Here is a 21,241-nt window from a genome sequence, read left to right as displayed (position 1 = left end):
GCACCAGCGGCCCGGTCACGCGGTGGTGACCTGCCCGTCGACGACTCGCACCGGCACCTTGCCCAGGGGTTTGGTCGCGGGGCCACCGGTGACTTGGCCGTTGCCGTCGAAAGTGGAGCCGTGGCACGGACAGCGAAAGCCGGAGCCGGCGGGCGTGACGGGGCAGCCCTGGTGCGTACAGGTGGCGAGGAACGCCATGAAGGTGTCGGCCGAGGGGCGCAACAGGTATGCGGTGGAACCGTCCGGTGTGGTGAACCTCGTCGACGAACCGACGGCGACGGCGGAGACCGCGGCGATCACCGTGTGGGAGTTCGGGTCCGCCGGGCTCGGTTCCGGGTTGGCGGTGCGACGGGTGAGGGCGACGGCGCCGAGGGCAGCGGTCGCCGCTGTGATCAGGCCGCCCCAGAGCAGAACGCGTCGCTCGACGCCGTCTGGGGTGGCGTCCGGCCGGCGACGACGTATCGCGGCGCGCAGGCGGTCCGTCGTGGAGAACAGCCCTGCGTCGCCGGCAATCAGCAACGGGGTCCAGGCGGCTGCGAAAACGATGTCGGCACCGAAGTAGTACGGACGGGTCGTCCAGCTCACGGTGAGGAAGAAACTCAGCGCGAGGAGAAACCCGCCGAGTGCGGCGACGCGGGCGAACAGTCCGAGCAGAGTGCCCAGCCCGACAGCGACCTCTCCCAAGGCGATGGCCAGGCCGGTGACGGTCGGGTGCTCGGCCGCGAACGACACCAGCGGGCCGATCGGGGAGGTCGTCGCGGCGTGCAGCATCTGCGCGTGGACGCCGAGAGGCGAAGTCTGGTCCAGGTAGTGGGTGTCGAGGATTTTGGAGAGGCCTGCGCAGAGGAACGTGCCGCCGAGGAAGACGCGCAGCGGCAGGAGTGTCCAGATCGGTGTCCGCGGTGGCGCATCGGCCCGTGGCGTTGTTTCGCCAGGGGAAGGCTTGAGGGACAACAGAAGACGCCTTTCTTCGAAGTTGAACGACGGCACCGCCACGACGCCGCACGGGTGCGGACGTGTGTGAGCTCAGAGCTGTTTTCGGCTTGTCGACCTCAGCGAGCTCACACACGTCCGACGCTTCGTCAGGACTTGCGGGGAGAGACCGTCATGATGCCCGTGCACATCTCGTCACTGGTGCCGTCGCCCCACACCACGTAGCGCGGCGGCAGTTTCTTCAGCTGCGGCAACTGTTTGCGCAGCGCCGCGTCGTGCGTGCACGTCACCCGCAGCGTGTCCCCCGGACCGATCTCCACCGGCGACGGCAGCTTCACCAGCCGCTGGTTGTCGAAGTCGAACTGCGGCACGTCCAGCACGACCTTGGCGTTCGGCTTGCCGGGGTTGAGCTCGACCTTGATGGCCCGCCCGAGCAGGTGCATGTGGCCGAAACCGGCGAACAGCGTCATCGGTGCTTCCACCTCGTGGTCGCAGATCTGGGTGTTCCCGGGCTTCGGCGCGCTCTGGCCGCACTCCTCCACCTGCCGGTCCGCGGTCTCACCGACCTCCTGCCCGAACCGCTTCGTCACGTCCGCGATCGAGGCCGCCCGGTCGCAGAGCGGACCCGACTCGTCTGCGGCGCAAGGCAGATCGGTCGGCGCGTCGAGCGGCAACGTGTCGAGCTCCCGGGTCTGCGGCGTGCCGTCCTTCAGCCGCAGCCGCAACGCAGAGCGGTCCGACCCGGCCGGCTTGCCGTCGGTCGCGAGCAGGTTGTAGTGCATCTGGAGAACGATCAGGCTGCCCGGCTCCAGCTTGAAGCCGGCGTCCTCGTCGAACAGCGTCTCCGAGGCACCAGGCGCCCAGGTGTCCACCCACGCCGCTTCGCCCTTTTCCACTTCGGCGCCGTTCACGCCGGTCCCGCCGAAACACTGCCAGCCGAGGCCGGGGGTCCTCGCGTCCTGCTCGTGCACCGCGGCAGCGCCGCCCGGCGGCACCGCGTACACGATGGCGTGGTGCGCGAGGGCGATGTTCTGCGGCGTGACCTGGGTCCCGGTCAGGAACGCCGCCTTGGTCAGGCCCGGATCGATCACCTGGCACCGGTACTCGTCCGTGCCGCCACCCTCCGGCGGTGCGGGCGTGTAGGCCTCCGCCATCTTCAGGTCGACGAACCGCTCGCCGGCGCGCAGCGGCTGCGGCGGAGCCGATGACTGGCCGTGCGCGTTGTGCCCGCCTGTCGGGACGGGCGCCGCACCGTTGCCGGTGTTCGACCCGCAGGCGACGACAGCGAACGCCGTCGCCAGCGCCACGGTGGCCGCCCCGAACCTCCACAGTGGACCATCAGGTTTTCTCATGACCTGAACGCTAGGCCGGATTCCGTCCCGTTTCGTCCTACCGCGGTCGTCATCTTCGAGAGAGTGGTGGTACCACGGTACTTCTCTGCGGCCCGACCGTCACTGGACGTCCACAGTGGAGTTCGCCGCGACCGGGAGGTCGACCCGCAGCAGTGCGCCACCGCGGGCGGAACGGGCGACGCTGGCCCGGCCGCCGTGCGCGTCGACGACCCGCTGCACGATCGACAGCCCCAGACCGGATCCCGGCAACGCCCTGGCACTGTCGGCGCGGTAGAACCGGTCGAACACCCGCGGCACGTCGGCGGCGTCGATGCCCGGCCCGGCGTCGTCGACCTCGAGCACCGCCGACGCGCCGCGAGCACGGAGCCGGACCTGGACCGGCTGGTCCGCGGGGGACCACTTGCCGGCGTTGTCGACGAGGTTGAGCACCGCCCGTTGAAGCGCTGCGGGACGCCCGCTCACCCACACGGAGGTCACGTCGAGCGCGACCTCGACGTCAGGCGCGCGGGAACGCGCCAGGGTCGCGGCGGCCACCACCACGTCGGCGAAGTCGAGCAGTTCGGTGTTCTCGTCACTGATGTCACCGCGCGCCAGGTCGGTCAGCTCGGCGGCGAGGGTGCTCAACTCGGCCACCTGGGCGCCGAGATCGTTGAGCAGCCGGGTCCGGCTCTCCGCCGGCAGTCCGCTGTCCAGGGTGCCGCGCCGATCGAGCCGGATCAGCAGCTCGATGTTGAGGCGCAGGCTGGTGAGCGGTGTCTTGAGCTCGTGGGCGGCGTCCTCGGCGAGCAGCTGCTGGGCCCGCCGGGAGTCCCGGAGCGCGGCGAGCATGTCGTTGATCGACTGGATCAGCCGCCGGATCTCCCCACCGCCCTCGTCCGGGATGTCGGCGTCGAGATCCCGGGTGTGCGCGACACGGACCGCGGCGGCGGTCAGCCGGTCGATCGGCGCCAGCCCCGTCCGCGCCACGGTCCGCCCGACGAGGGCGCCGCTGACCACGCAGAGCAGCCCGATCAACAGCATGCCCAGCCCGAACTGGTTGATCGGGCTGTCGTCGGCGACGCGGGCCACCTGGACCGCGCCGTCGCCCGCCCGCAGCGTGTAGACGATGTAGCCGTCGTCGTCGCTGTCGCCCGACTCCATCAGGTCGGCCGACGCGCCCTGCGCCACGCGCCGGGCCTCCTCGCTGACCGGGGGCAACGCGGGTTGGCCGTCCGGTGTCCGGATCGAGCCGTCGGGCAGGACGACCCGCACCAGCCGGCCGAATCCGGGATACGGCGGTAGCTGGACCTGCGCCGGACCCTCGCGCTCCGCGTTCGCCGCCAGGACGCGGGAGTCGGCGCGCAGCTGATCCTTCGCGGTGTCCTGCAGCTCCCAGGCCAGCAGCTCGCTGGCGATCTGGAAGGCCACGAACACGCTGACCGCGATGGCCGTCGCCGCGATCACCGTCAGCCTGGTCCGCAGGGACCGCCGGCGCCACCACCGGGTCAGCCGGCCGGCGGGCCTGCTCACGGAGGAGTCTCCCGCAACGTGTACCCCAGGCCGCGCAACGTGTAGATCAGCCGCGGCTCACCCTCGGCCTCCATCTTGCGGCGCAGGTAACTCACGTACACCTGGAGGCTCGTGGGGGTGACGCTCATGTCGAAGCCCCAGATCGCCTCGAACAGCGCCTCCCGGGTCAGCACCCTGGTCGCGTTGCGCACGAGGACCTGCAGCAGGGAGAACTCGGTCCGCGTGAGGCGGAGCGGCCGCTCTCCCCGCCACGCCTCGAACCTGCCGGGATCGACCCGGACGTCGGCGAACGTCAGGATCTGCGACTCGTCGTCGCCCGTCCCGCGGCGGCGCAGCAGGGCCCGGACCCTGGCCAGCAACTCCTCCGTGGCGAACGGCTTGGGCAGGTAGTCGTCGGCGCCCGCGTCCAGCCCCGCGACCCGGTCGTTCACCTGATCCCGGGCGGTCAGCATCAGCACCGGCAGATCCCGGCCCGCCGCCCGCAACCGCCGGCAGGTCTCCAAACCGCCGAGGCGGGGCATCATCACGTCGAGGATCAGCAGATCCGGCGCGTCGTCACCGACCCCGTCGAGCACGGCGAGACCGTTGGCGACGGTGCTGGTGTCGTACCCCTCGACCTGGAGCATCCGCTCCAACGACTCGCGGATGGCCGCCTCGTCATCCGCGATCATGATCCGCACGCCGGCCCGCCCCCTTCCCGTCGACGCTGTGCCGGTCATCGTCTCCGATCAACCTGAGACCAGCGTTAAAGCGTCGCCGCGTCCTCAGCGGCTCGCGCGCAGCATGCGGAGCGCGTGCAGCGCCGGGGACGGTTCGCCCCCGAACTCCGCGGATCCGCCGAGGTAACCGGAGATCAGGTCGGCGGCGGAGTGGTCCTCGACACCGGTGAACCCGAGGGCGCGCAACTGCGCGGCGATGCCATCGGGAGTGAAGTAGCTGAACACGGGTTCACCGACGGAGGCCAGCCGATCGGCACGTGCGCGTTGGTAGGCGCGTTCCTCGTCGGTGGTCGCGGACCGCAGGTAGTCGAAGACCACCTCGACCGGCTGGGCCTGACCGGCGATGTAGGCGAGGGTGGCGTTGGCGGCGTCCGGAGTCAGGTAGTAGACGACACCCAGCCACACGAACACGGCCGGGGCCGTCCGGCTGAATCCGGCGGCTTCGAGTTCCGTTGCCAGCGTTTGGGTCTCGAAGTCGACCGGCACGAAGGTCACCGTGTCGGGGGTGTCGATTCCGGTCGTGGCAAGGCGTTCCCGCTTCCACGCCTGGGTGGCGGGGTGGTCGACCTCGAACACGCGCAGGTCACGGTGCGGGTTGCGGTAGGCGAAGGTGTCCAGGCCCGCGCCCAGGATCACGACCTGTCGCACGCCGGCGGTGACGGCCGCGGCCACGGCGTCCTCGGCGAAGCGGGCCCTGGTGGCGAAGAACAGGCGGCGGGGCCGCTCTGTCACGGCGCCGCCGAGGCGGTCGGTCGCGGCCGGCAGTTCTTCCGCGGAATGGCCGAGCAGACGTGCCGCGAGGGGGTCGGTGAAGATCTGTGGCTGGTCAACGACCTGGTGGTAGGCGCGGGCGTACGCGGTGATGAGCGCCGTCCGGCTGGGTCCGCCGTTCTCCATGTCCACGACGCTACTCACGAAGTCGCCGCGTGCACGGAGACACGGATCACGACTGCTCGTGGTCGATCTCCCGCAACGCCACCTCGAGCACGTCGAGATAGGTCATGTCGGCGACCACGGTCTTGCGCTTGCGGCCGACCATCGTGCGTTCCACGGGCTCGTCGAGGGTCTGCCACCACTTCGCTCCGTCAGCGGTCGACCGGATGACCAGCGTGCCGGTGGGCAGCATCAGCTCGTACTCGTGGACCTTGAAGTGGTCGAGTTCGCCGTCCAGCAACGCGAGCAACACACACGCGCGGCGCAGTGCCGCCTCGTACGCCTCCGTGTCCTGGTCGCACGGCGGCAGCACGATGACGACGCGCGAGGTCGCCCCGGCCTGCCGGATCTGCTCGATCTCCCAGACGAAACCGTCGCCGAAGTCCCGGTCCGGCGGCAGGATCAGCACGATGACGTGTGCGCTGCCGATGAGGCGCTGGGCGATCTCCTGCCACTCGTCGTCGGCGGCACGCATCAGGACCGGTCCCGGCGGGGCGAACGTGGTGCGCTGGTCGACGATGCCGTAGGTGTCCATGTCGAGCACCGTGCGCGCGGCGCTGGTGATGAGCTGCTCCATGGTCACGTTGCGGGTGAACGGCCCACCGCCGGTACGGCGTTTGGCCCCCGTCTTCGGCAGCACGATCTCGGCGTCCTGCCCGAACGGCCGCAGGATGAGGCAGTACTTCTTCCGGTCCCGCAGCAACCGGGACACGACCTGCTCGTGCGACGGCGTACCCGCGGACCGCGGGTACTTGGCGGCACCCACGACGATCATCACGAGTGCGCTCAGCGCCATGCCGAGCACGCCGCCCGCCCCGCTGAGCTTCTCGAACCCGCCCGTGGCGAGCAGGGCGAACCCGGCCGTCAGGCCGCCGAACAGCACGATCAGCCCACGCACACGGGTGAATCGGTGGAGCCGCACGAACAACGCCTTCACACCAGTTGTTCGATCACCGGCCACAGATCGTTACGGGCCATACGCTGCCGCTGTAATGGGGCACTCCCCCGGACCGATTCCTCTGGTGCCGGTCGTGTTGTCGGGGGACACAGCGGGCCGGTGCGCCGCGCAGTGAGGAACGACCATGCGCATCAGGAAATCCGCCGGTCCGTTGAGCGTGCACGCGATCGCGGGCTCGTACGTCGTCCTGCTCGGCCTCGACCTCGACCAGGGGGACAGCCCCGGCCTGCTCGGGTTCGCGATCGAGCGCTTCGATCCGGAGGAGGACGAACGGTACTGGCTGCGCGGCATGAAGGTGTTCGAGGAGACCTCGAAGGGCGTGCCGCCGGGCACACCGGTCAGCCTGCTGGAGCACCCGCTGCAGTCGTTCCTGTGGGGCGACTACACCGCCAAACCCGGCCGGAGCTACGAGTACCGCGTCGTCGCCCTGTACGGCAAGCCGAAGAACCTCGAGGTGCGCCACGAGGTCACGGTCGCGGTGCGGACCGAGCCGGTCGACGAGGGCGGGCACGCGATCCACTTCAACCGGGGCGTGGGCGCCGGTCAGGCGTACGTACGGGAGTTCGGCGAGCGCGAGCCCAGGGAGAACGACCGGACCGACCCGGCCTACGACTGGCTCTCGCGCGGGCTGGAGGAGGCGCTCATCGCGTTCATCCGCTCCGCCGACGGGCCCCGCTGCGCACTGCGTGGATCCGTCTACGAGTTCAACTACCCGCACGTGCTCGCGGAGCTCAAAGCCGCCGTCGAACGAGGCGTCGACGTGCGGATCATCTACGACCGGCGGGGGAAGGCGAGCACCGACCCGAAGAAGGTCTGGCAGAGCACCGAACCCGCCGTCGAAGAGGCCGGTCTGACCGACCACATGATCCCGCGCACGACGAACAGCTCGATCTCGCACAACAAGTTCTTGGTGCTGCTGCGCGACGACACGCCGCAGGAGGTGTGGACGGGGTCGACCAACATCACCTGGGGAGGCCTCTTCGGACAGTCCAACGTCGGCCACCTGCTGCGCGACCCGGCCACCGCCGCCACCTACCTCGACTACTGGACCCGGCTCGCCGACGACCCCGCCTACGCGCAGATCCGGCCGGCCAACACCACCGCGAGCCCCACTCCGGCGACCCCTCCCCCGGCAGGCACGAACTGCGTGTTCAGCCCGCGCACCACTCTCGACCTGATCGACTGGTACGCCGAGCAGGCGGGCCGCGCGACCCGGTCGTTCTTCATGACCGCGGCGTTCGGCGTGCACGACAAGATCGCCGAGGCGCTCCAGCCCGAGTCCGACGTGCTGCGCTACCTGGTGCTGGAACGACCACCGGGCGAGGACGAGATCCGGTTCGACACCGACCACGACGTGAAGACCGCCATCGGCTCACTGCTCACCGACGAGATCCTCAACCGCTGGACGCGGGAACAGCTGACCGGTCTCAACGGCCACGTCCGGTTCAGCCACACGAAGTTCATGCTCGTCGACCCGCTCGGCGACGACCCGCTGGTGATCACCGGTTCTGGCAACTTCAGCGACCCGTCCGTCCGCGAGAACGACGAGAACGTGCTCGTGATCCAGGGAGACACCAGGGCCGCGGACATCTACCTCGGCGAGTTCATGCGGATCTTCAACCACTACTACTTCCGTTTCCTGCAGCAGCGTCTCGGCAAGGCGGAAGAGGTGGTGTTCCTCAAGACCGACGACAGCTGGGTGGCGCGCTACTACGACCCGGCCACCCCGAGTCATCGGCAGCGGCTGCTGTTCAAATAGGTCTGCTGCGGTCCTCCACCGGTGGGGTGCCGCCGCACTTGACGACAACGGAATCGGCGCGAAAGCCTGCCAGCCGGATCCGCCGCGGCCCTCGGAGCGCCTGCCGCGCAGGCACGGCCCCAACGCACGAACGCGCACTCGACGAGTGCTGAACGGCGACCCGGAAGTGGTGAACGACGACTCACCTGTGCGGCGTCGACCACTCCGCTCAACCCGACTGATCCGATCGGGCGATGCCCCCTGCCGATTCGAGACGATCGTCCTGTCGTCGGGGCACATCCGGTGGTGATTTCCCGTCAGGTGGCGGGAGAACCCGGCCGGTCGACGGATGGCGCGCCGGAGAGCACGACGGCCAGAGTGATCGTTCTTGCCCCGGCGAGCGCGGGAGATCCGGCTTGACGTCACTGCCCACCATCCAGCAGATCCTCGATCTGGAAGGCGTGCGACGAGGTGAGCCGGCCGTCCTGGCCGGCCTCGAGCACCTCGGCCGGACCGTGCGGTGGGTCCACGTTGCCGACACACCGCAGTCCGGGGAACTTCTGCTCGCCACGAGCGGCTGTCTGCCGCACGACGCCGGACGGTGGCTCGAACGCCTGGTCGCGATCGACGTCGTCGGTGTCGTGGTCCAGTGCACCGGCGCGCTTCCGGACGCCCTGGTGCACGCGGCGCAACGGCTGAGGATGCCGTTGGTGCAGTTGCAGCAGCACGTCCAGCTTTCCCAGGTGACCGAAGCCGCTCTCGCTCTCGTGACCGCAGGACAGTTCGCCGAGTCGCGCAGGCACGAGCAGATTCATCGGCGGTTCTCCGAGCTCGCCCTGGCAGGCGTCGACGCGGAGACCGTCGTTTCTCATGCGGCGGCCCTGACCCAGTGCCCTGTGGTGCTGGAGAACACCGCGCACCAGGTCGTCGCGTTCGGTCCGGCAGGCGAGGACACGGACTGCCTCGGCAACTGGGAGTCGCTGTCCCGGCAGATCGTCGCAAGTGGACAGACCGGCTACGACGACAGGACCGGATGGCTCGTCACCGGAATCGGCGCCGGAGCCGCGGAGTGGGGCCGGCTGCTCATCAGGTGTCCCGATCCCTCGGCCGCGCACGTGATCGTCGCCGAGCGGGCGGCCGGTGTGATCGCCCTGGATCTGCGGGCGCACCACGACGAGGACCTCCGGCTGCGCGCCCAGCGCACACTGTTGACGTCCTTGCTGACCGGCGACCTCGTGGCCGCCGAGTTCGCCTCACGTGCGCACGCGCTGGGAGTTCCGCTCGACAAGTCGGTCGTGGTCGCCGTGGTCGTCCGCGACCGGTCCCCCCGTGATGTCGCGGACAGGATCGGTGATCTCCCGCGGGATCTCACCGGACTGCACGGCGCGTTCGACGACGACTTCCTCGGCATTCTGCTGACGCTGCAACCGAACGACGACGTGCACGGGTGCCTGGTGCGACTGGCGGAGGCGGTGCGGCGAAGGGCACCCGCGATCGTCGCCGCGAGCGAGCCGGTCACCTCGGCGGCGGAGGTGCGCGAGGCGCTGGTCGAGGCGCGGCGGGTGGCCGCGGCCGCCAGCGGCGACTGCGGAGACGTGCCCTACGTGAAGCTGCGTGATCTGGGGCTACCCGGCCTGATGTACCTGCTCCGCAACGACCCGCACGTGCAGGCCCACGTCGAACGAGAGCTGGGCCCGTTGCTCGGCCCGGAACACGTCGACCTGATCGCCACCTTGCGGGCCTATGTGGACAGTGGTGGCAACAAGACGGACGCGGCGGCCGCCACGAACCTGTCCAGGCAGGCGCTGTACGACCGCCTGAAGCGGATCGGCCAGTTGCTCGGCGCGGATCTCGACTCACCCCGAGTCCGAGCCTCCCTGCACGCCGCGCTCTCCGCGTACGACGCCATCAGGCGCCCTTGACACAACGTCCACCCGGCGACGGGTTTCCGTCAAATTGTCAATCAACCAATTCGCTTTGAACCCCTTTCGATTCCTGCTCGTACTACCGAGAAACAGCCCAGTCAGGAATCGACACTTCGGGAGATCACGTGATTGCAGGAGAGTGCGTCGATGTGACGAGCGCGGTGGCCGTCGTCCGCGCCGGCGGCGAGTACCGCCTCGTGGCGAACCGCCCGGCCGTGGCCGGAGAACTGCTGTTCACGATCGAGGGCGAGCTGACAGCGACACCGAACCGGTACACGGTGCAGATCGGCCACGACGTGCATGTCGACGTACCCGCCGAATTCGGTTTCGAGGCGATCCTCGATCAGTTCTTCTGGCGCTTCATGAATCACAGCTGTGAACCGACGGTGTTCATTCGCGACCGTTCGGTCATCGCACTGAAACCGGTCGTTTTCGGACAGGACATCACATTCAACTACAACACCACCGAATTCGACATGGCAGAGCCTTTCGCCTGCCGGTGCGGAAGCGAGCGGTGCATCGGCCGGGTCCAGGGCTACCGGCACCTGTCCGATGAGGACCGTCAGCGGCTGCGTCCGTGGCTGGCGGACCACCTGTCTTGCATCGGGGCGCGATGACGGCCACTGTCCGGTCCCCGGCGGTCACGCTCGTCGACTTCTTCGAGCAGGCAGCCCGCCAGTGGCCGGACGCCATCGCCGTGGACGTGCCTCCCGCCACCGGCCGGCCGAACCGCAGCCAGATCACGTACGCCGATCTGCTGCGCAAGTCCGGTGCCGCCGCACAGTTCTTCCAGGAGGTCGTCGGCCGCGGGCGCGTCATTTCGATCATGCTGCCCCGCACGTCCGTCGTCCTCTACGCGACCCAGCTCGCGGTGCTGCGGTCCGGATCCGCGTACGTGTGCCTCGACCCCGCTTTCCCGGACGACCAGGTCAGCCACATCCTGACCGACTCCGGCGCCCAGATGCTCGTCACCGACGAACAAGGCGCCGAACGAGCGGAGCGGGTCGGATACCAGGGTGCGGTGGTCAGGGTCGACAGCCCGCAGGCGAAAGTGCGCGCCGTCGATGCCCCGCCCGTGCCGGACGGCCTCGCCTACCTGATCTACACCTCGGGCACCACCGGCAAGCCGAAGGGCGTGATGGTCGGGCACGCCGGCATCGCCAGCCTGATCAGCTCCGACCTGATGGAGTTCGGCCTCGGTCCCGGCGACCGGGTGGTTCAGGGTTCGTCCGCCGCCTACGACTCATCGGTCGAGGAGCTGTGGATGGCCCTGGCTTCCGGTGCGACAGCGGTCGTGATGGACGACGAGACGGCCCGGCTCGGCCCGGACCTGGTGCCGTGGCTGCAGAAAGAGCGGGTCACCGTGTTCTGCCCGCCGCCGACCCTGTTGCGCGCCGCCGCCTGCCCCGACCCGCGGACGGCGCTGCCGGACCTGCGCCTGCTGTACGTGGGCGGCGAGGCGCTGCCCGACGACGTCGCCGAACTGTGGTCGCGGGGACGGCGGATGGTCAACGGCTACGGCCCGACCGAGTGCACGGTCACCTGTCTGCGCGCGGACATCGTTGCGGGACAACCGATCGCCGTCGGCCGCCCGGTACCGGGCGCACGGGCGTGGGTGCTCGACGAGCAGCTCAGGCCAGTCGCCCCGGGGGAAAAGGGCGAGCTCTGCATGTCCGGCGTCGGGCTGGCGTTCGGCTACCTCAACCTGCCGCAGCTGACGGCCGAGAAGTTTCCGGACCACCCGCTGGCGGGGCGGATCTACCGCACCGGTGACCTCGTGCACGCCGAGCCGGACGGGACGTTGTTCTACCACGGCCGGATCGACTCCCAGGTCAAGGTCCGCGGGTACCGGATCGAGCTGGAGGCGATCGAGACGGTCCTGGCCCGCTGTGAGGAGGTGGTCGAGGCGGCGTGCTGCGTCCAGGGCGAGGGCGCGTCGCAGGCGATCGCGGCACATCTGGTCGTGGCGGACCGGATGCGTCCGCCTCACGTGGAACGCCTGAAGAGCAGGCTGCGGGCGGAACTCCCGTCCTACATGGTGCCCGCGTTGTTCGGGCTGATCGACGTCCTGCCCCGCAGCGCGGGCGGCAAGCTCAAACGTGCCGACCTGCCCGTGCTCACCATGGTCGAGCGCCGTCGCCACTCCCGCGGTGACACCGGCAGGATGAATCCGGTCGAGATGGTGATCGCCGTCGCGATCTGCGAGGTGTTCGGCCTGGCCACCGGAGGCGTGTCGGCGCAGGACGACTTCTTCGAGGACCTCGGTGGCACCTCGCTGCAGGCCGCGATCCTCATCTCCAAGCTGAGGGCCAACCCGATCACCGAGGCCATCACGGTCCGGGACGTCTACGAGGCGCGCACGGTCATCGGGCTGGCGCAGCGGATCAACCCCGGGACTCAGGCACAGCAGGAGCCCGCGCCGGAGCCCACGGTCGCCACCGCCCGCGACGCGGCCGCGGTGACCGCCGAGCAGTCGTGGTGGCTGGTGCTGGAACTCCTCCTCCTCGCACCCGTGGCCTACCTGGTCACCTTCCGGTTCCTGCCGTGGCTCGCCGGCCTGATCGGCCTGCTGCCGCTCGTGCTGGTCGTGCCGGTCGTCCTCGCACCGCTGAGTCTCGCCTGGACGCCGATCTCGGTGTGGATCGCCGTGCGGGTGAAGACGCTGCTGATCGGTCGCTACCAAGCCGTGCGCGCTCCCGCGTGGGGCGATCTCCGCGTGCGCATGTGGATCGTGCAGCACGTCGTGCGCATCATCCCGTGGAAGACCATTGCCGGGACGGAGTTCCAGTGCATGGCCCTGCGCGCGCTCGGGGCGAGGATCGGCCAGCGCGTGCACATCCACCGCGGCGTCAACCTCACCCAGGGCGGCTGGGACCTGCTCGACATCGGCGACGACGTGACCCTCGGCCAGGACGCGCACCTCGGGCTCGTCCAGTTCGAGCACGGACAGCTCGTCGTCGGCCCGGTCAGGATCGGCGACGGAGCTACCGTCGACACCCGGGCCAGCCTCGGGCCGGGATCCCGGATGGGACGCGACACCTGGCTCGCCGCGCTGTCGTCGTTGCCCGCCGGGAAGTCCATTCCGGACAGTGAGATGTGGGACGGCGTGCCCGCCAGGATGGTCGGCCCGGCGCCGCGACCGCCCGTACCCGTGCTGGAGGGCAGCCTCTTCTCCCCCGTCCTGCACGGTGTCGCGATGATGGTGTCCAGGACGTTGCTCGCCTGGGTGCTGTCCCTGCCCGCCACGGTGATGGCGGTCGGCGTGATCCTCTACTACGGGCTCACGTTCGACGCGCTGCTCGCGGTGCTCACGAACCCGTTGTCCTACCTCGACTTCCTCGGCGTTGTCGCCGTGTTGACCTGCGTGACCCTGATGATCACGATCGCGTTCCAAGCCCTCGTCGCGCGGGCGCTGGGCCGGGTGACGGAGAAGGTCATCAGCCGCTGGAGCCCCGCCTACATCCGGATCTGGCTGAAGACCGGGCTGGTCGACTCCGCCAACAAGTGGCTGTCCGGCGGCCTGTACTGGCCGACCTGGCTGCGCTGGGCCGGCATGGACGTCGGCCGCGGCTGCGAGATCAGCACGATCATCGACGTCGTCCCCGAACTCGTCCACATCGGACCCGGCACGTTCTTCGCCGACGGCATCTACCTGGGCGGCCCCAGAATCCACCAGAACACGGTGACGCTCGCGGCGGTCCACATCAGCGAGCGGACCTTCCTCGGCAACCACGCCGTCATCGCGGGCGGGCAGAGTCTGCCCCCGGACATCCTGATCGGGATCAGCACCGTCGCGGACGACCGCGTGGTCCGGCCGGGCAGCTCGTGGTTCGGGCATCCCGCGTTCGAGCTGCCGCAACGGGAAGTCGTGGAGGTCGACCGGGCGCTGACCCACGAGCCGTCGCTGATCCGGCGGATCAACCGGCTGTTCTGGGAATGGCTGCGGTTCGCCCTGCCCGTCGCCCCGCTGGCCGTCGTGACCGCGTGGTTCTGGGGCATCGCGCTCGCCGCACGAACCCTGCCGCCCGTGGTCTTTCTGACCGTCGGCGTCGCGGCGGTGACGTTGGGCGTCGCGCTGCTGCCGTGCCTGATCGTGCTGGCGATGAAGTGGCTGCTGCTGGGCAAGGTGCGCCCCGGCATCCATCCGCTGTGGTCGTGCTGGTGCAGCCGCTGGGACTTCCTGTACGTCGCCTGGGGCGTCATCGCCAGCGGCACGCTCGCCGCTCTCGAAGGCACCCTCCTGTTGGCCGTCTACCTGCGCCGGATGGGCATGAAGATCGGCAAACGAGTCGTCCTCGGCGACGGCTTCGGCCAAGTCGTCGACCCGGACATGCTCCAGTTCGACGACGGCGCCACCGTCAACGCCATGTTCCAGGCTCACACCTTCGAGGACCGCGTCCTGAAGATCGACCGGGTCACGGTGGGCCCGAACTCCACCCTGGCCCACGGCACCGTGCCGCTGTACGGCGCGGAGATCGGCGAAGGCACCTACGCCGCGGCACACAGCGTCGTGATGAAGCACGAGCGCCTGCTGCCACACACGCGCTACGAAGGCGCGCCCACTCGGGCTCAGGCTTGAGGACCTGGTCGCGGCGGGGTCGGAACCGCCGCGACCTCGTGCCGCACGACCCCGGCCCAGGCGGTGCGGGCAGCGGTGATCGTCTGCTCGTCGGCGCCGCACACCCGCAGGCACGCCTCGGCGATGGCGTGGCAGTCGGACGCGCACGGGACGCGCGTCCGTCTCTGGTGGATCACCACCTCGACGAGCTGGATCAGGATCTCGCCCCGGCGCGCGCCCGCCGCCGAGGTGGGGTCGTCCCCGGCCAGCTGGGCGGCCAGGCGGGCGTAGGTTTCCTGGAGTTCCACCCGGTCCTCGCGGAACAGGTCGTACCGCTCCAGCTGCACTTCGGGCAGCAGGTAGAGCATGCCGATGTTGTGCGGTGCCGTCGCGAGGGTCTGCGCGTCGGCCATGGCGAGGGCGTAGAGCGCCGCCTCCGGTGGGAGTTCGGCGTCCTCCAGGGCTCGGGCGGTCTCCAGGCTGGGGCGCACCGAGGTGCGCAGCAGTTCCAGGAGGATGTCGTCCTTGCCCGCGAAGTGGTAGTAGAGGGAGGCCTGCCGGATCCCGACCCGGTCGGCGATGGCGCGGGTCGAGGTCGCGGAGAAACCCTGCTCCACGAACAGTGCGGCGGCCGCTTCGAGGATCTGTGCCCGCGGCGACATGCCGCTGCCCTCGTCGGGCGCGTGGCGCGGGCGGCCGGGGCGGGGGCGAGTCACCGTTTCATTGTCTCCTTCGTCCGGTCTGCCGCGAGGTAGGCCCGCCATCCCCCGAACGAGGTGATGTCGTCGGCGCCCTCGAGAGCCCACGGTTCGGCGAGGAAGCCCGGGACGGCGACTCCGTCGGAGAGCTCGACGGTGCCGATGACCATCGGTGCCGGCACGGCGGCGACGAACGTGCCGAACCCCGCCGCCGGGAGGCGCCAGACCTCTCCCTCGATGGCGGCGCCGTCGTCCGCCACGCGCATCAGGCCTGGTTTGGGTGGTGTCGTGGCCAGCGCGCGCAACCGGTACGCCGCGGCCGTCGTGGCCGGGCGGACCAGGGTGCCGCCTGCCTGCACCAGCTGGGAGTTCAGGGGCTGGCCGGTGAGGTGCGCGCCGACGACGAAGAGCTCGATCGACGGCGCGAGCAGGCGGCCGGCGAGCTCGGCCAGGCCGCGGTCGCTGAACGCGGGACCGGTGAACATCACGCCGAACGGCAGTCCGTCGACGAACCCGGCGGGCACCGCGAGGGAGGCGAGGTCGAGCAGGTTGGCGAAGTTGGTGAAGCGGCCCATCCTGCTGTTGACGCCGACGGGGTCGGTGGCGACCTCCTCCAGGGTGGGATGGCAGGTCGTGGTCGGGGTCAGCAACGCGTCGCAGCCGTCGAGCAACGCACGTCCCTGCGCACCGAGACGGGCCAGCGTGGCGGTGTCGGCGGCCCACTGCACGGCCGTCGGCGCCGCTCCCGCGAGGATGATCGCGGCCACGGTGGGGTCGAGGCCGGTGCCGATCTGGTCCCGACGCGCCTCGATGTGAGCACCGACGGCGGCGTAGCGTTCGGCGACGAAAGCGCCGCCGTACAACATCTTCGCGGCCTCCAGCAGGGGTGCGATGTCGACCTCGACGATCTCCACACCGGAGGCGGCCAGGCTCGCCGCGGCCGCGGCGAAGGCCTCGCGCCAGCCGGGTGCCATCCCGGCCAGGTGTTCCTCAGCGGGCACCGCGACCCGCGGCCGTGGCGGGAGAACCACGTCCGCACGTGCCTCGCGGGACAACGGGTCCTCGGTGTCGGGCCCGGACATGAGCTCGGCGACCAGCCGTCCCAGAGCGAGATCGCGAGCGAACACCGTGACGCAGTCCAGGGAGTAGCAGGCGGGCACGACTCCGGTGACGGGCACGAGCCCCTTCGTCGGTTTCACCCCGACGACGGCGTTGAGCGCGGCGGGGACACGTCCGGAACCCGCGGTGTCGGTGCCCAGCGCGGCGTCGACGATGCCCAGCGCGACGGCGACGGCCGAGCCCGCGGACGAACCCCCGGAGATCCTGGTGAGGTCCCAGGCGTTGCGGACCGCGCCGTACGGGCTTCTGGTGCCCACCAGACCGGTCGCGAACTGGTCGAGGTTCGTCTTGCCGATCACCACGGCGCCCGCGGCCCGCAGCCGCGCGACCGCTGTGGCATCCGAGTCCGGGCGGTACAGGTAGGACGGCGCACCCGCGGTGGTCGGCAACCCGGCCACGTCGATGTTGTCCTTGACCGCGATCACCCGGCCCGCCAGCGGGAGGTCCTCGCCCGCGGCCACCCGTTCGGCGATCACCTTCGCTTCGCTCAGCACGTCCTCGCGGAACCGCAGGGTCACCCAGATCTCGTGGCGGCCCTCAGCCTCGATCCGGTCGTAGGCCGCGTTGACGGCGGCGATGGGATCGCGAGTCACGGCAGCACCGCCGCGAGGACCTGACCGGGATCGACCTGGTCACCGGGACTCACGTACAGCTCGACCAGTCTGCCCGTGACGGGTGCGGTCACGTCGGCCTCCATCTTCATCGCCTCGACCGAGAGGACCGCGTCCCCTTCGGCCACCTGGGAACCTGCTTGCCGTGCGAGCCGCCAGACGGTCGCGGTGAACGGTGCGGTCACGGCGACCGCGCCGGCGGGCAGCGTCACCTCGGGTGCGGTGACCACTTCCGGTTCGTCGTGCCGGTCGAACTCCCCGGCGAGCCGCCAGCGGGCCTTCTCCTCCTCGAAGGCCGCGGTCTGGCGTGCCCGGAAGGCCGCGATGTCGTCGGCGTTGTCCTCCAGGAAGCGGAGGTGCTCGGCGATCGAGAACGTGCCGTCGACCGTCTCGAAGTCGCCACGTCCGGCGTCGGTCTCCGCGCGCAGTTCGAGCAGTTCTTCCGCGGAGACCGGGTACCACTCGATCCGGTCGAAGAAGCGCAACGCCCACGGCTGCTCGGCGAACAGCCCGCCGCGGCGGTAGCGGTTCCACACCTGCACCGTGCGGCCGACGAACTGGTATCCGCCTGGTCCTTCCATGCCGTAGACGCAGAGGTAGGCGCCGCCGATGCCGACCGAGTTCTCGGCCGTCCACGTCCGCGCGGGGTTGTACTTCGTCGTCACGAGCCGGTGCCGGGGGTCGAGCGGTGTCGCCACCGGTGCGCCGAGGTAGACGTCACCGAGCCCCAGCACCAGGTAGGACGCGTCGAAAACGGTCCGGTGGACGTCGTCCACGGACGCCAAACCGTTGATGCGGCGGATGAACTCGATGTTCCACGGTGTCCACGGCGCATCCGAACGCACTCCTGCCATGTACCGCTCGATCGCCAGCCTGGTGGCGGGATCGTCCCAGCTCAGCGGCAACCGGACCGTGCGGGACGGCACCACGAGGTCTTGAGTGGCGGGCACTTCGCCTTCGAGCTCCTGGAGCAGCCGCGCGACGTCGGAGGCCTTCAACCGGGCCGGGTCCGTGTGGACCTGCAACGAACGGATGCCCGGTGTGACGTCGAGGATTCCGTCCGGGGCAAGGGCTGCAAGGGTTTCCTGCAGCGCGTGCACCCGCATGCGCAGGGCGAGGTCGAGGGTCATCGGCCCGTACTCGACGAGCACGTTGCTGTCGCCGTCGCGGCGATAGGTGACGGACGGGCGGTCCTCGGTCTCCTCCAGACGACCCAGGACGCCGTCGTCATCGTCACCACCCGAACTCACCACGTGCGGGACCGCTCGCCGGTCGACCGCGGCAGCGGCCTCGCGCACCCGCACGAACCGCACTGCGTCGCCGGGACGCAACTGCCCGAGCTTCCACAGATCACCGCTCGCGACCACGGCCGGGCAGACGAACCCGCCCAGCGACGGGCCGTCGGGACCGAGGACGACGGGGGTGTCGCCGGTGAAGTCGATGGCGCCGATGGCGTACGGGGTGTCGTGGATGTTCGACGGGTGCAGCCCGGCTTCCCCGCCGTCCGGGCGCGCCCACTCCGGTTTCGGCCCGACCAGCCGGATGCCCGTGCGCGCGGAGTTGTGGTGCACCTTGAAGTCGTTGGCGTAGAAGGAATCGAGGTCGGCACGGGTGAAGAACTCTGGCGCCCCGTGCGGTCCCTCGGTGACCGCGATCTGCCAGCTGCCGGTGATCGCGGGACGGCGGTGCGCCGGGGTCGGGCCGCCGATCGTGGTGAGCCCCGGGTTCTCCGCCGCGTCCGGTGAACACAGCCGCAGCACGTCACCCGCCAGCAGCGCGCGACCGGCGTGGCCGCCGAACCCGCCCAGGGTGAACGTCGAGGCGCTGCCGAGGTAGGCGGGCACGTCGAACCCGCCCCGGACGGCGAGGTAGGCGCGCAGCCCCGGCCCGGCGGCGGTACCGATCCGCAGGGTGCCACCGGCGGGGACGTCGACCGGTTCCCACTGCGGCACCGGTTCGCCGTCCACAGAGGACTCGACTGGCGCACCGGTGAGGCAGACGACCGACGGGACGGAGAACCGCAGCACCGGCCCGGCCGCGGTGATCTCCAGCCCCGGTGCCGTGGCGGGGTTGCCGACGGCGAGGTTCGCCTCGGTCAGCGAGACCGGGTCGAACGGACCGCTCGGCGGGACACCGACCTGCCAGTACCCGACCCGGCCCGGCAGGTCCTGCACCGTCGTCATCGTCCCCGGCACGAGGACGTCGACGCGGGGATCGGGATCGGTGGTGACGTCGAGGCTGGACGTCGAGTGCACCGCGGCCCGCACGTCGTCGGAGGTGGTGAGGGCGCGCAACAGCCCCAGGTTCGTGACGATGCCGTCGACGCGGGAACCGTCGAGCGCCTCGCCGAGGAGGTCGAGCGCGGCGTCGCGGTTGGGACCGGCGGCGATCACCTTGGCCAGCATGGGGTCGTAGTGCGGCGAGACCTCCAGCCCGGTCTCGACCCAGCCGTCGACCCGCACCCCGTCGAGATCTCCGGGGAACACCGCCCGCGTCACCAGACCCGAGGACGGCAGGGACTCCTTCGCGGGATCCTCGGCGTACACGCGGGCTTCGAAGGCGTGCCCGTCCGGGATCCACGGCGAGTCGAAAACGCGGCCGGGCAGGCCGTCCGCGCCGTCGCGGGCCAGCCGCAGCATCAGCTCGACGAGATCGACGCCGAAGACCATCTCCGTGACCGGGTGCTCGACCTGCAGCCGCGTGTTGACCTCCAGGAACGAGGCCTCCTGGCGGACCGGGTCGTAGATGAACTCGACGGTGCCGGCACTGCGGTAGCGCACCGACGCGGCCAGCTCCCGCGCCGAGGTGTGCAGCAGCTCGCGAACGTGGCCGGGCAGCGCCGGAGCGGGCGCCTCCTCGACGACCTTCTGGTTGCGGCGCTGCAACGAGCAGTCCCGGTCGCCGATCACCGCCACCCGGCCCAAGCCGTCGCCGAACAGCTGCACCTCGACGTGCCGGGCCGGGCGCACGAGCCGTTCGAGGAACACTCCCGCGGCGCCGAAGTTCTGCCGTGCCAACGACTCCACGCGTTCGAACGCCTCGCGGACATCAGCCGCGGTGGCACAGGCCTGCATGCCGATGCCACCGCCACCACCGGTCGCTTTGACCATCACCGGCAGCCCGATCCGTTCAGCGGCGGCGACAGCCTCGTCAGCCGACGACAGCAGCCCGGTGCCGGCGAGCATCGGCACACCCGCACCGAGCGCGATCTCCCGCGCGGTGTGCTTCTCGCCGAACGCGGCGATCTGCTCGGAAGTCGGTCCGACGAACCGCAGACCCGCCGTCTCGACGGCACGGGCGAAAGAGACGCTCTCGGACAGGAACCCGTAGCCGGGGTGGATCAGCCCGGCACCACCGTCGAGAGCCGCCTCGATGATCGCCTCGGCGCGCAGGTAGGAGTCGCGGGCGGGAGCGGGGCCGAGCCGGACGGCGGCGTCGGCCTCCCGGACGTGCGGGGCGGCGCGGTCGGCGTCGGAGTACACCGCGATCGTCTTCATGCCCAGGGCGTGCGCTCCGCGGATGATCCGGCGCGCGATCTCGCCCCGGTTGGCGACCAGGACCACGTCGAAGGACGTCATGGCCTCACCACGATCATGCGCAGCGGCGTCGGGTTGAAGTCGTTGCACGGGTTGTTCATCTGAGGGCAGTTCGAGACGAGCACGAGCACGTCCGTCTCGGCCCTCACCGCGACCCTCTTGCCGGGCGCGGACATCCCGTCGACGATGCCGAGCGCGCCGTCCGCCTCGACCGGGACGTTCATGAACCAGTTGAGATTCGAGACCAGGTCACGCAGGCCCAGCCCGTGTTTGGCGCCCTCGGAGAGGAAGTTCTCCCGGCACCCGTGGTGGAACATGACGTGGTGCCCGTACCGCAACGTGTTGGACTCCTTCGAACACGCGCCGCCGATGGTGTCCTGCCGGTCGATCTCGTTGCCGACGACGGTCATCAGCGGGTTGCCGAGGTTGCTGCGCAGCACCGTGCCCGTGCGGACGTAGGCGTTTCCCTGCCAGGCCAGCGTGTCGGGGACGCTGTAGCGCTCCTCGGTGTCGGCGGCGTTGTAGAGCAGGCAGTCGCCCGACTGGTTGCCGCCAACGTCCACAATGGTCAGCACGTGGCCCGCCCGCACCACGGCCGACCAGGAGGCGTTGGGAGCGACCCGGTCGTCGAGCACGACCTCGCCCGCCACCA

14 protein-coding genes are annotated in these 21,241 nt (G+C 70.2%); 4 read left to right on the top strand and 10 right to left on the bottom strand.

Features of this window, described 5'->3' with window-relative positions; all coding sequences use genetic code 11:
- Window positions 1–15: 15 nt before the first annotated feature.
- From AOM45_RS22520 to AOM45_RS22495, 6 genes are all read right to left on the bottom strand, one after another.
- The gene (locus tag AOM45_RS22520) at window positions 16–954 is read right to left on the bottom strand and encodes a Rieske 2Fe-2S domain-containing protein (protein WP_162185605.1); all 939 of its coding nucleotides are present in this window, start codon (window positions 952–954) and stop codon (window positions 16–18) included.
- A gap of 128 nt (window positions 955–1,082) precedes the next feature.
- On the bottom strand, window positions 1,083–2,285 hold the full coding sequence (locus AOM45_RS22515) for a monooxygenase (protein WP_081901834.1): 1,203 nt from the start codon (window positions 2,283–2,285) through the stop codon (window positions 1,083–1,085).
- Window positions 2,286–2,384: 99 nt separating this feature from the next.
- Window positions 2,385–3,794, bottom strand: a complete 1,410-nt coding sequence (locus AOM45_RS22510; RefSeq protein ID WP_030465387.1) for a HAMP domain-containing sensor histidine kinase — start codon at window positions 3,792–3,794, stop codon at window positions 2,385–2,387.
- Complete coding sequence (locus AOM45_RS22505; RefSeq protein ID WP_030465386.1) at window positions 3,791–4,474, bottom strand: response regulator transcription factor; 684 nt, start codon at window positions 4,472–4,474, stop codon at window positions 3,791–3,793. The genes AOM45_RS22510 and AOM45_RS22505 overlap by 4 nt, the downstream gene beginning before the upstream one ends.
- 84 nt (window positions 4,475–4,558) lie before the next feature.
- Window positions 4,559–5,410: a class I SAM-dependent methyltransferase gene (locus AOM45_RS22500; protein ID WP_030465385.1), complete on the bottom strand. Its 852-nt coding sequence runs from the start codon at window positions 5,408–5,410 to the stop codon at window positions 4,559–4,561.
- 46 nt (window positions 5,411–5,456) lie between these two features.
- Complete coding sequence (locus tag AOM45_RS22495) at window positions 5,457–6,368, bottom strand: hypothetical protein (protein ID WP_156093574.1); 912 nt, start codon at window positions 6,366–6,368, stop codon at window positions 5,457–5,459.
- Window positions 6,369–6,528: 160 nt separating this feature from the next.
- Here AOM45_RS22495 and AOM45_RS22490 point away from each other — a divergent pair, with 160 nt between their 5' ends.
- The 4 genes from AOM45_RS22490 (at window position 6,529) to AOM45_RS22475 (ending at window position 14,646) form a co-directional block, all read left to right on the top strand.
- Entirely contained in the window at window positions 6,529–8,163 is a 1,635-nt protein-coding gene (locus tag AOM45_RS22490; protein WP_030465383.1) for a phospholipase D-like domain-containing protein, read from the top strand.
- 395 nt (window positions 8,164–8,558) lie between these two features.
- Window positions 8,559–10,064 (top strand): helix-turn-helix domain-containing protein, encoded by a 1,506-nt coding sequence (locus AOM45_RS22485; RefSeq protein WP_030465382.1) that lies wholly within the window; start codon window positions 8,559–8,561, stop codon window positions 10,062–10,064.
- Window positions 10,065–10,192: 128 nt separating this feature from the next.
- Complete coding sequence (locus tag AOM45_RS22480) at window positions 10,193–10,684, top strand: SET domain-containing protein-lysine N-methyltransferase (protein WP_236703797.1); 492 nt, start codon at window positions 10,193–10,195, stop codon at window positions 10,682–10,684.
- Window positions 10,681–14,646 carry a non-ribosomal peptide synthetase gene (locus tag AOM45_RS22475; protein ID WP_051782785.1) on the top strand — a complete coding sequence of 1,322 codons (3,966 nt, stop codon included), beginning with the start codon at window positions 10,681–10,683 and terminating at the stop codon, window positions 14,644–14,646. The genes AOM45_RS22480 and AOM45_RS22475 overlap by 4 nt, the downstream gene beginning before the upstream one ends.
- Here AOM45_RS22475 and AOM45_RS22470 read toward each other — a convergent pair.
- The 4 genes from AOM45_RS22470 to AOM45_RS22455 are packed head-to-tail and all read right to left on the bottom strand — an operon-like array spanning window position 14,637 to window position 21,239.
- A complete protein-coding gene (locus tag AOM45_RS22470) occupies window positions 14,637–15,341 on the bottom strand; it encodes a TetR/AcrR family transcriptional regulator (RefSeq protein ID WP_201780040.1) in 705 nt (234 codons plus the stop codon). The two genes, AOM45_RS22475 and AOM45_RS22470, sit on opposite strands and share 10 nt — an antisense overlap.
- Complete coding sequence (gene atzF / locus AOM45_RS22465; RefSeq protein ID WP_030465378.1) at window positions 15,338–17,035, bottom strand: allophanate hydrolase; 1,698 nt, start codon at window positions 17,033–17,035, stop codon at window positions 15,338–15,340. Before atzF ends, AOM45_RS22470 begins: the two co-directional genes overlap by 4 nt.
- Window positions 17,032–20,631 (bottom strand): urea carboxylase, encoded by a 3,600-nt coding sequence (gene uca, locus AOM45_RS22460; RefSeq protein ID WP_030465377.1) that lies wholly within the window; start codon window positions 20,629–20,631, stop codon window positions 17,032–17,034. Before uca ends, atzF begins: the two co-directional genes overlap by 4 nt.
- Entirely contained in the window at window positions 20,628–21,239 is a 612-nt protein-coding gene (locus tag AOM45_RS22455) for an urea amidolyase associated protein UAAP2 (RefSeq protein WP_201780048.1), read from the bottom strand. The genes uca and AOM45_RS22455 overlap by 4 nt, the downstream gene beginning before the upstream one ends.
- Between the last annotated feature and the right edge of the window lie 2 nt (window positions 21,240–21,241).

Origin of the sequence: Lentzea aerocolonigenes, from assembly GCF_000974445.1 — a bacterium.
In the GTDB taxonomy this organism is placed as follows: domain Bacteria; phylum Actinomycetota; class Actinomycetes; order Mycobacteriales; family Pseudonocardiaceae; genus Lentzea; species Lentzea aerocolonigenes.
Note: the sequence above shows the minus strand (reverse complement) of the source record. Positions and strands in the feature narration are given on the sequence as shown.

What these genes read in the sequence shown, in the direction of transcription:
- AOM45_RS22515 (WP_081901834.1), bottom strand. Translation starts at nt 2,285, where the DNA reads ATGAGAAAACCTGATGGTCCACTGTGGAGGTTCGGGGCGGCCACCGTG.
- AOM45_RS22475 (WP_051782785.1), top strand. Translation starts at nt 10,681, where the DNA reads ATGACGGCCACTGTCCGGTCCCCGGCGGTCACGCTCGTCGACTTCTTC.
- AOM45_RS22490 (WP_030465383.1), top strand. Translation starts at nt 6,529, where the DNA reads ATGCGCATCAGGAAATCCGCCGGTCCGTTGAGCGTGCACGCGATCGCG.
- AOM45_RS22500 (WP_030465385.1), bottom strand. Translation starts at nt 5,410, where the DNA reads ATGGAGAACGGCGGACCCAGCCGGACGGCGCTCATCACCGCGTACGCC.
- uca (WP_030465377.1), bottom strand. Translation starts at nt 20,631, where the DNA reads ATGACGTCCTTCGACGTGGTCCTGGTCGCCAACCGGGGCGAGATCGCG.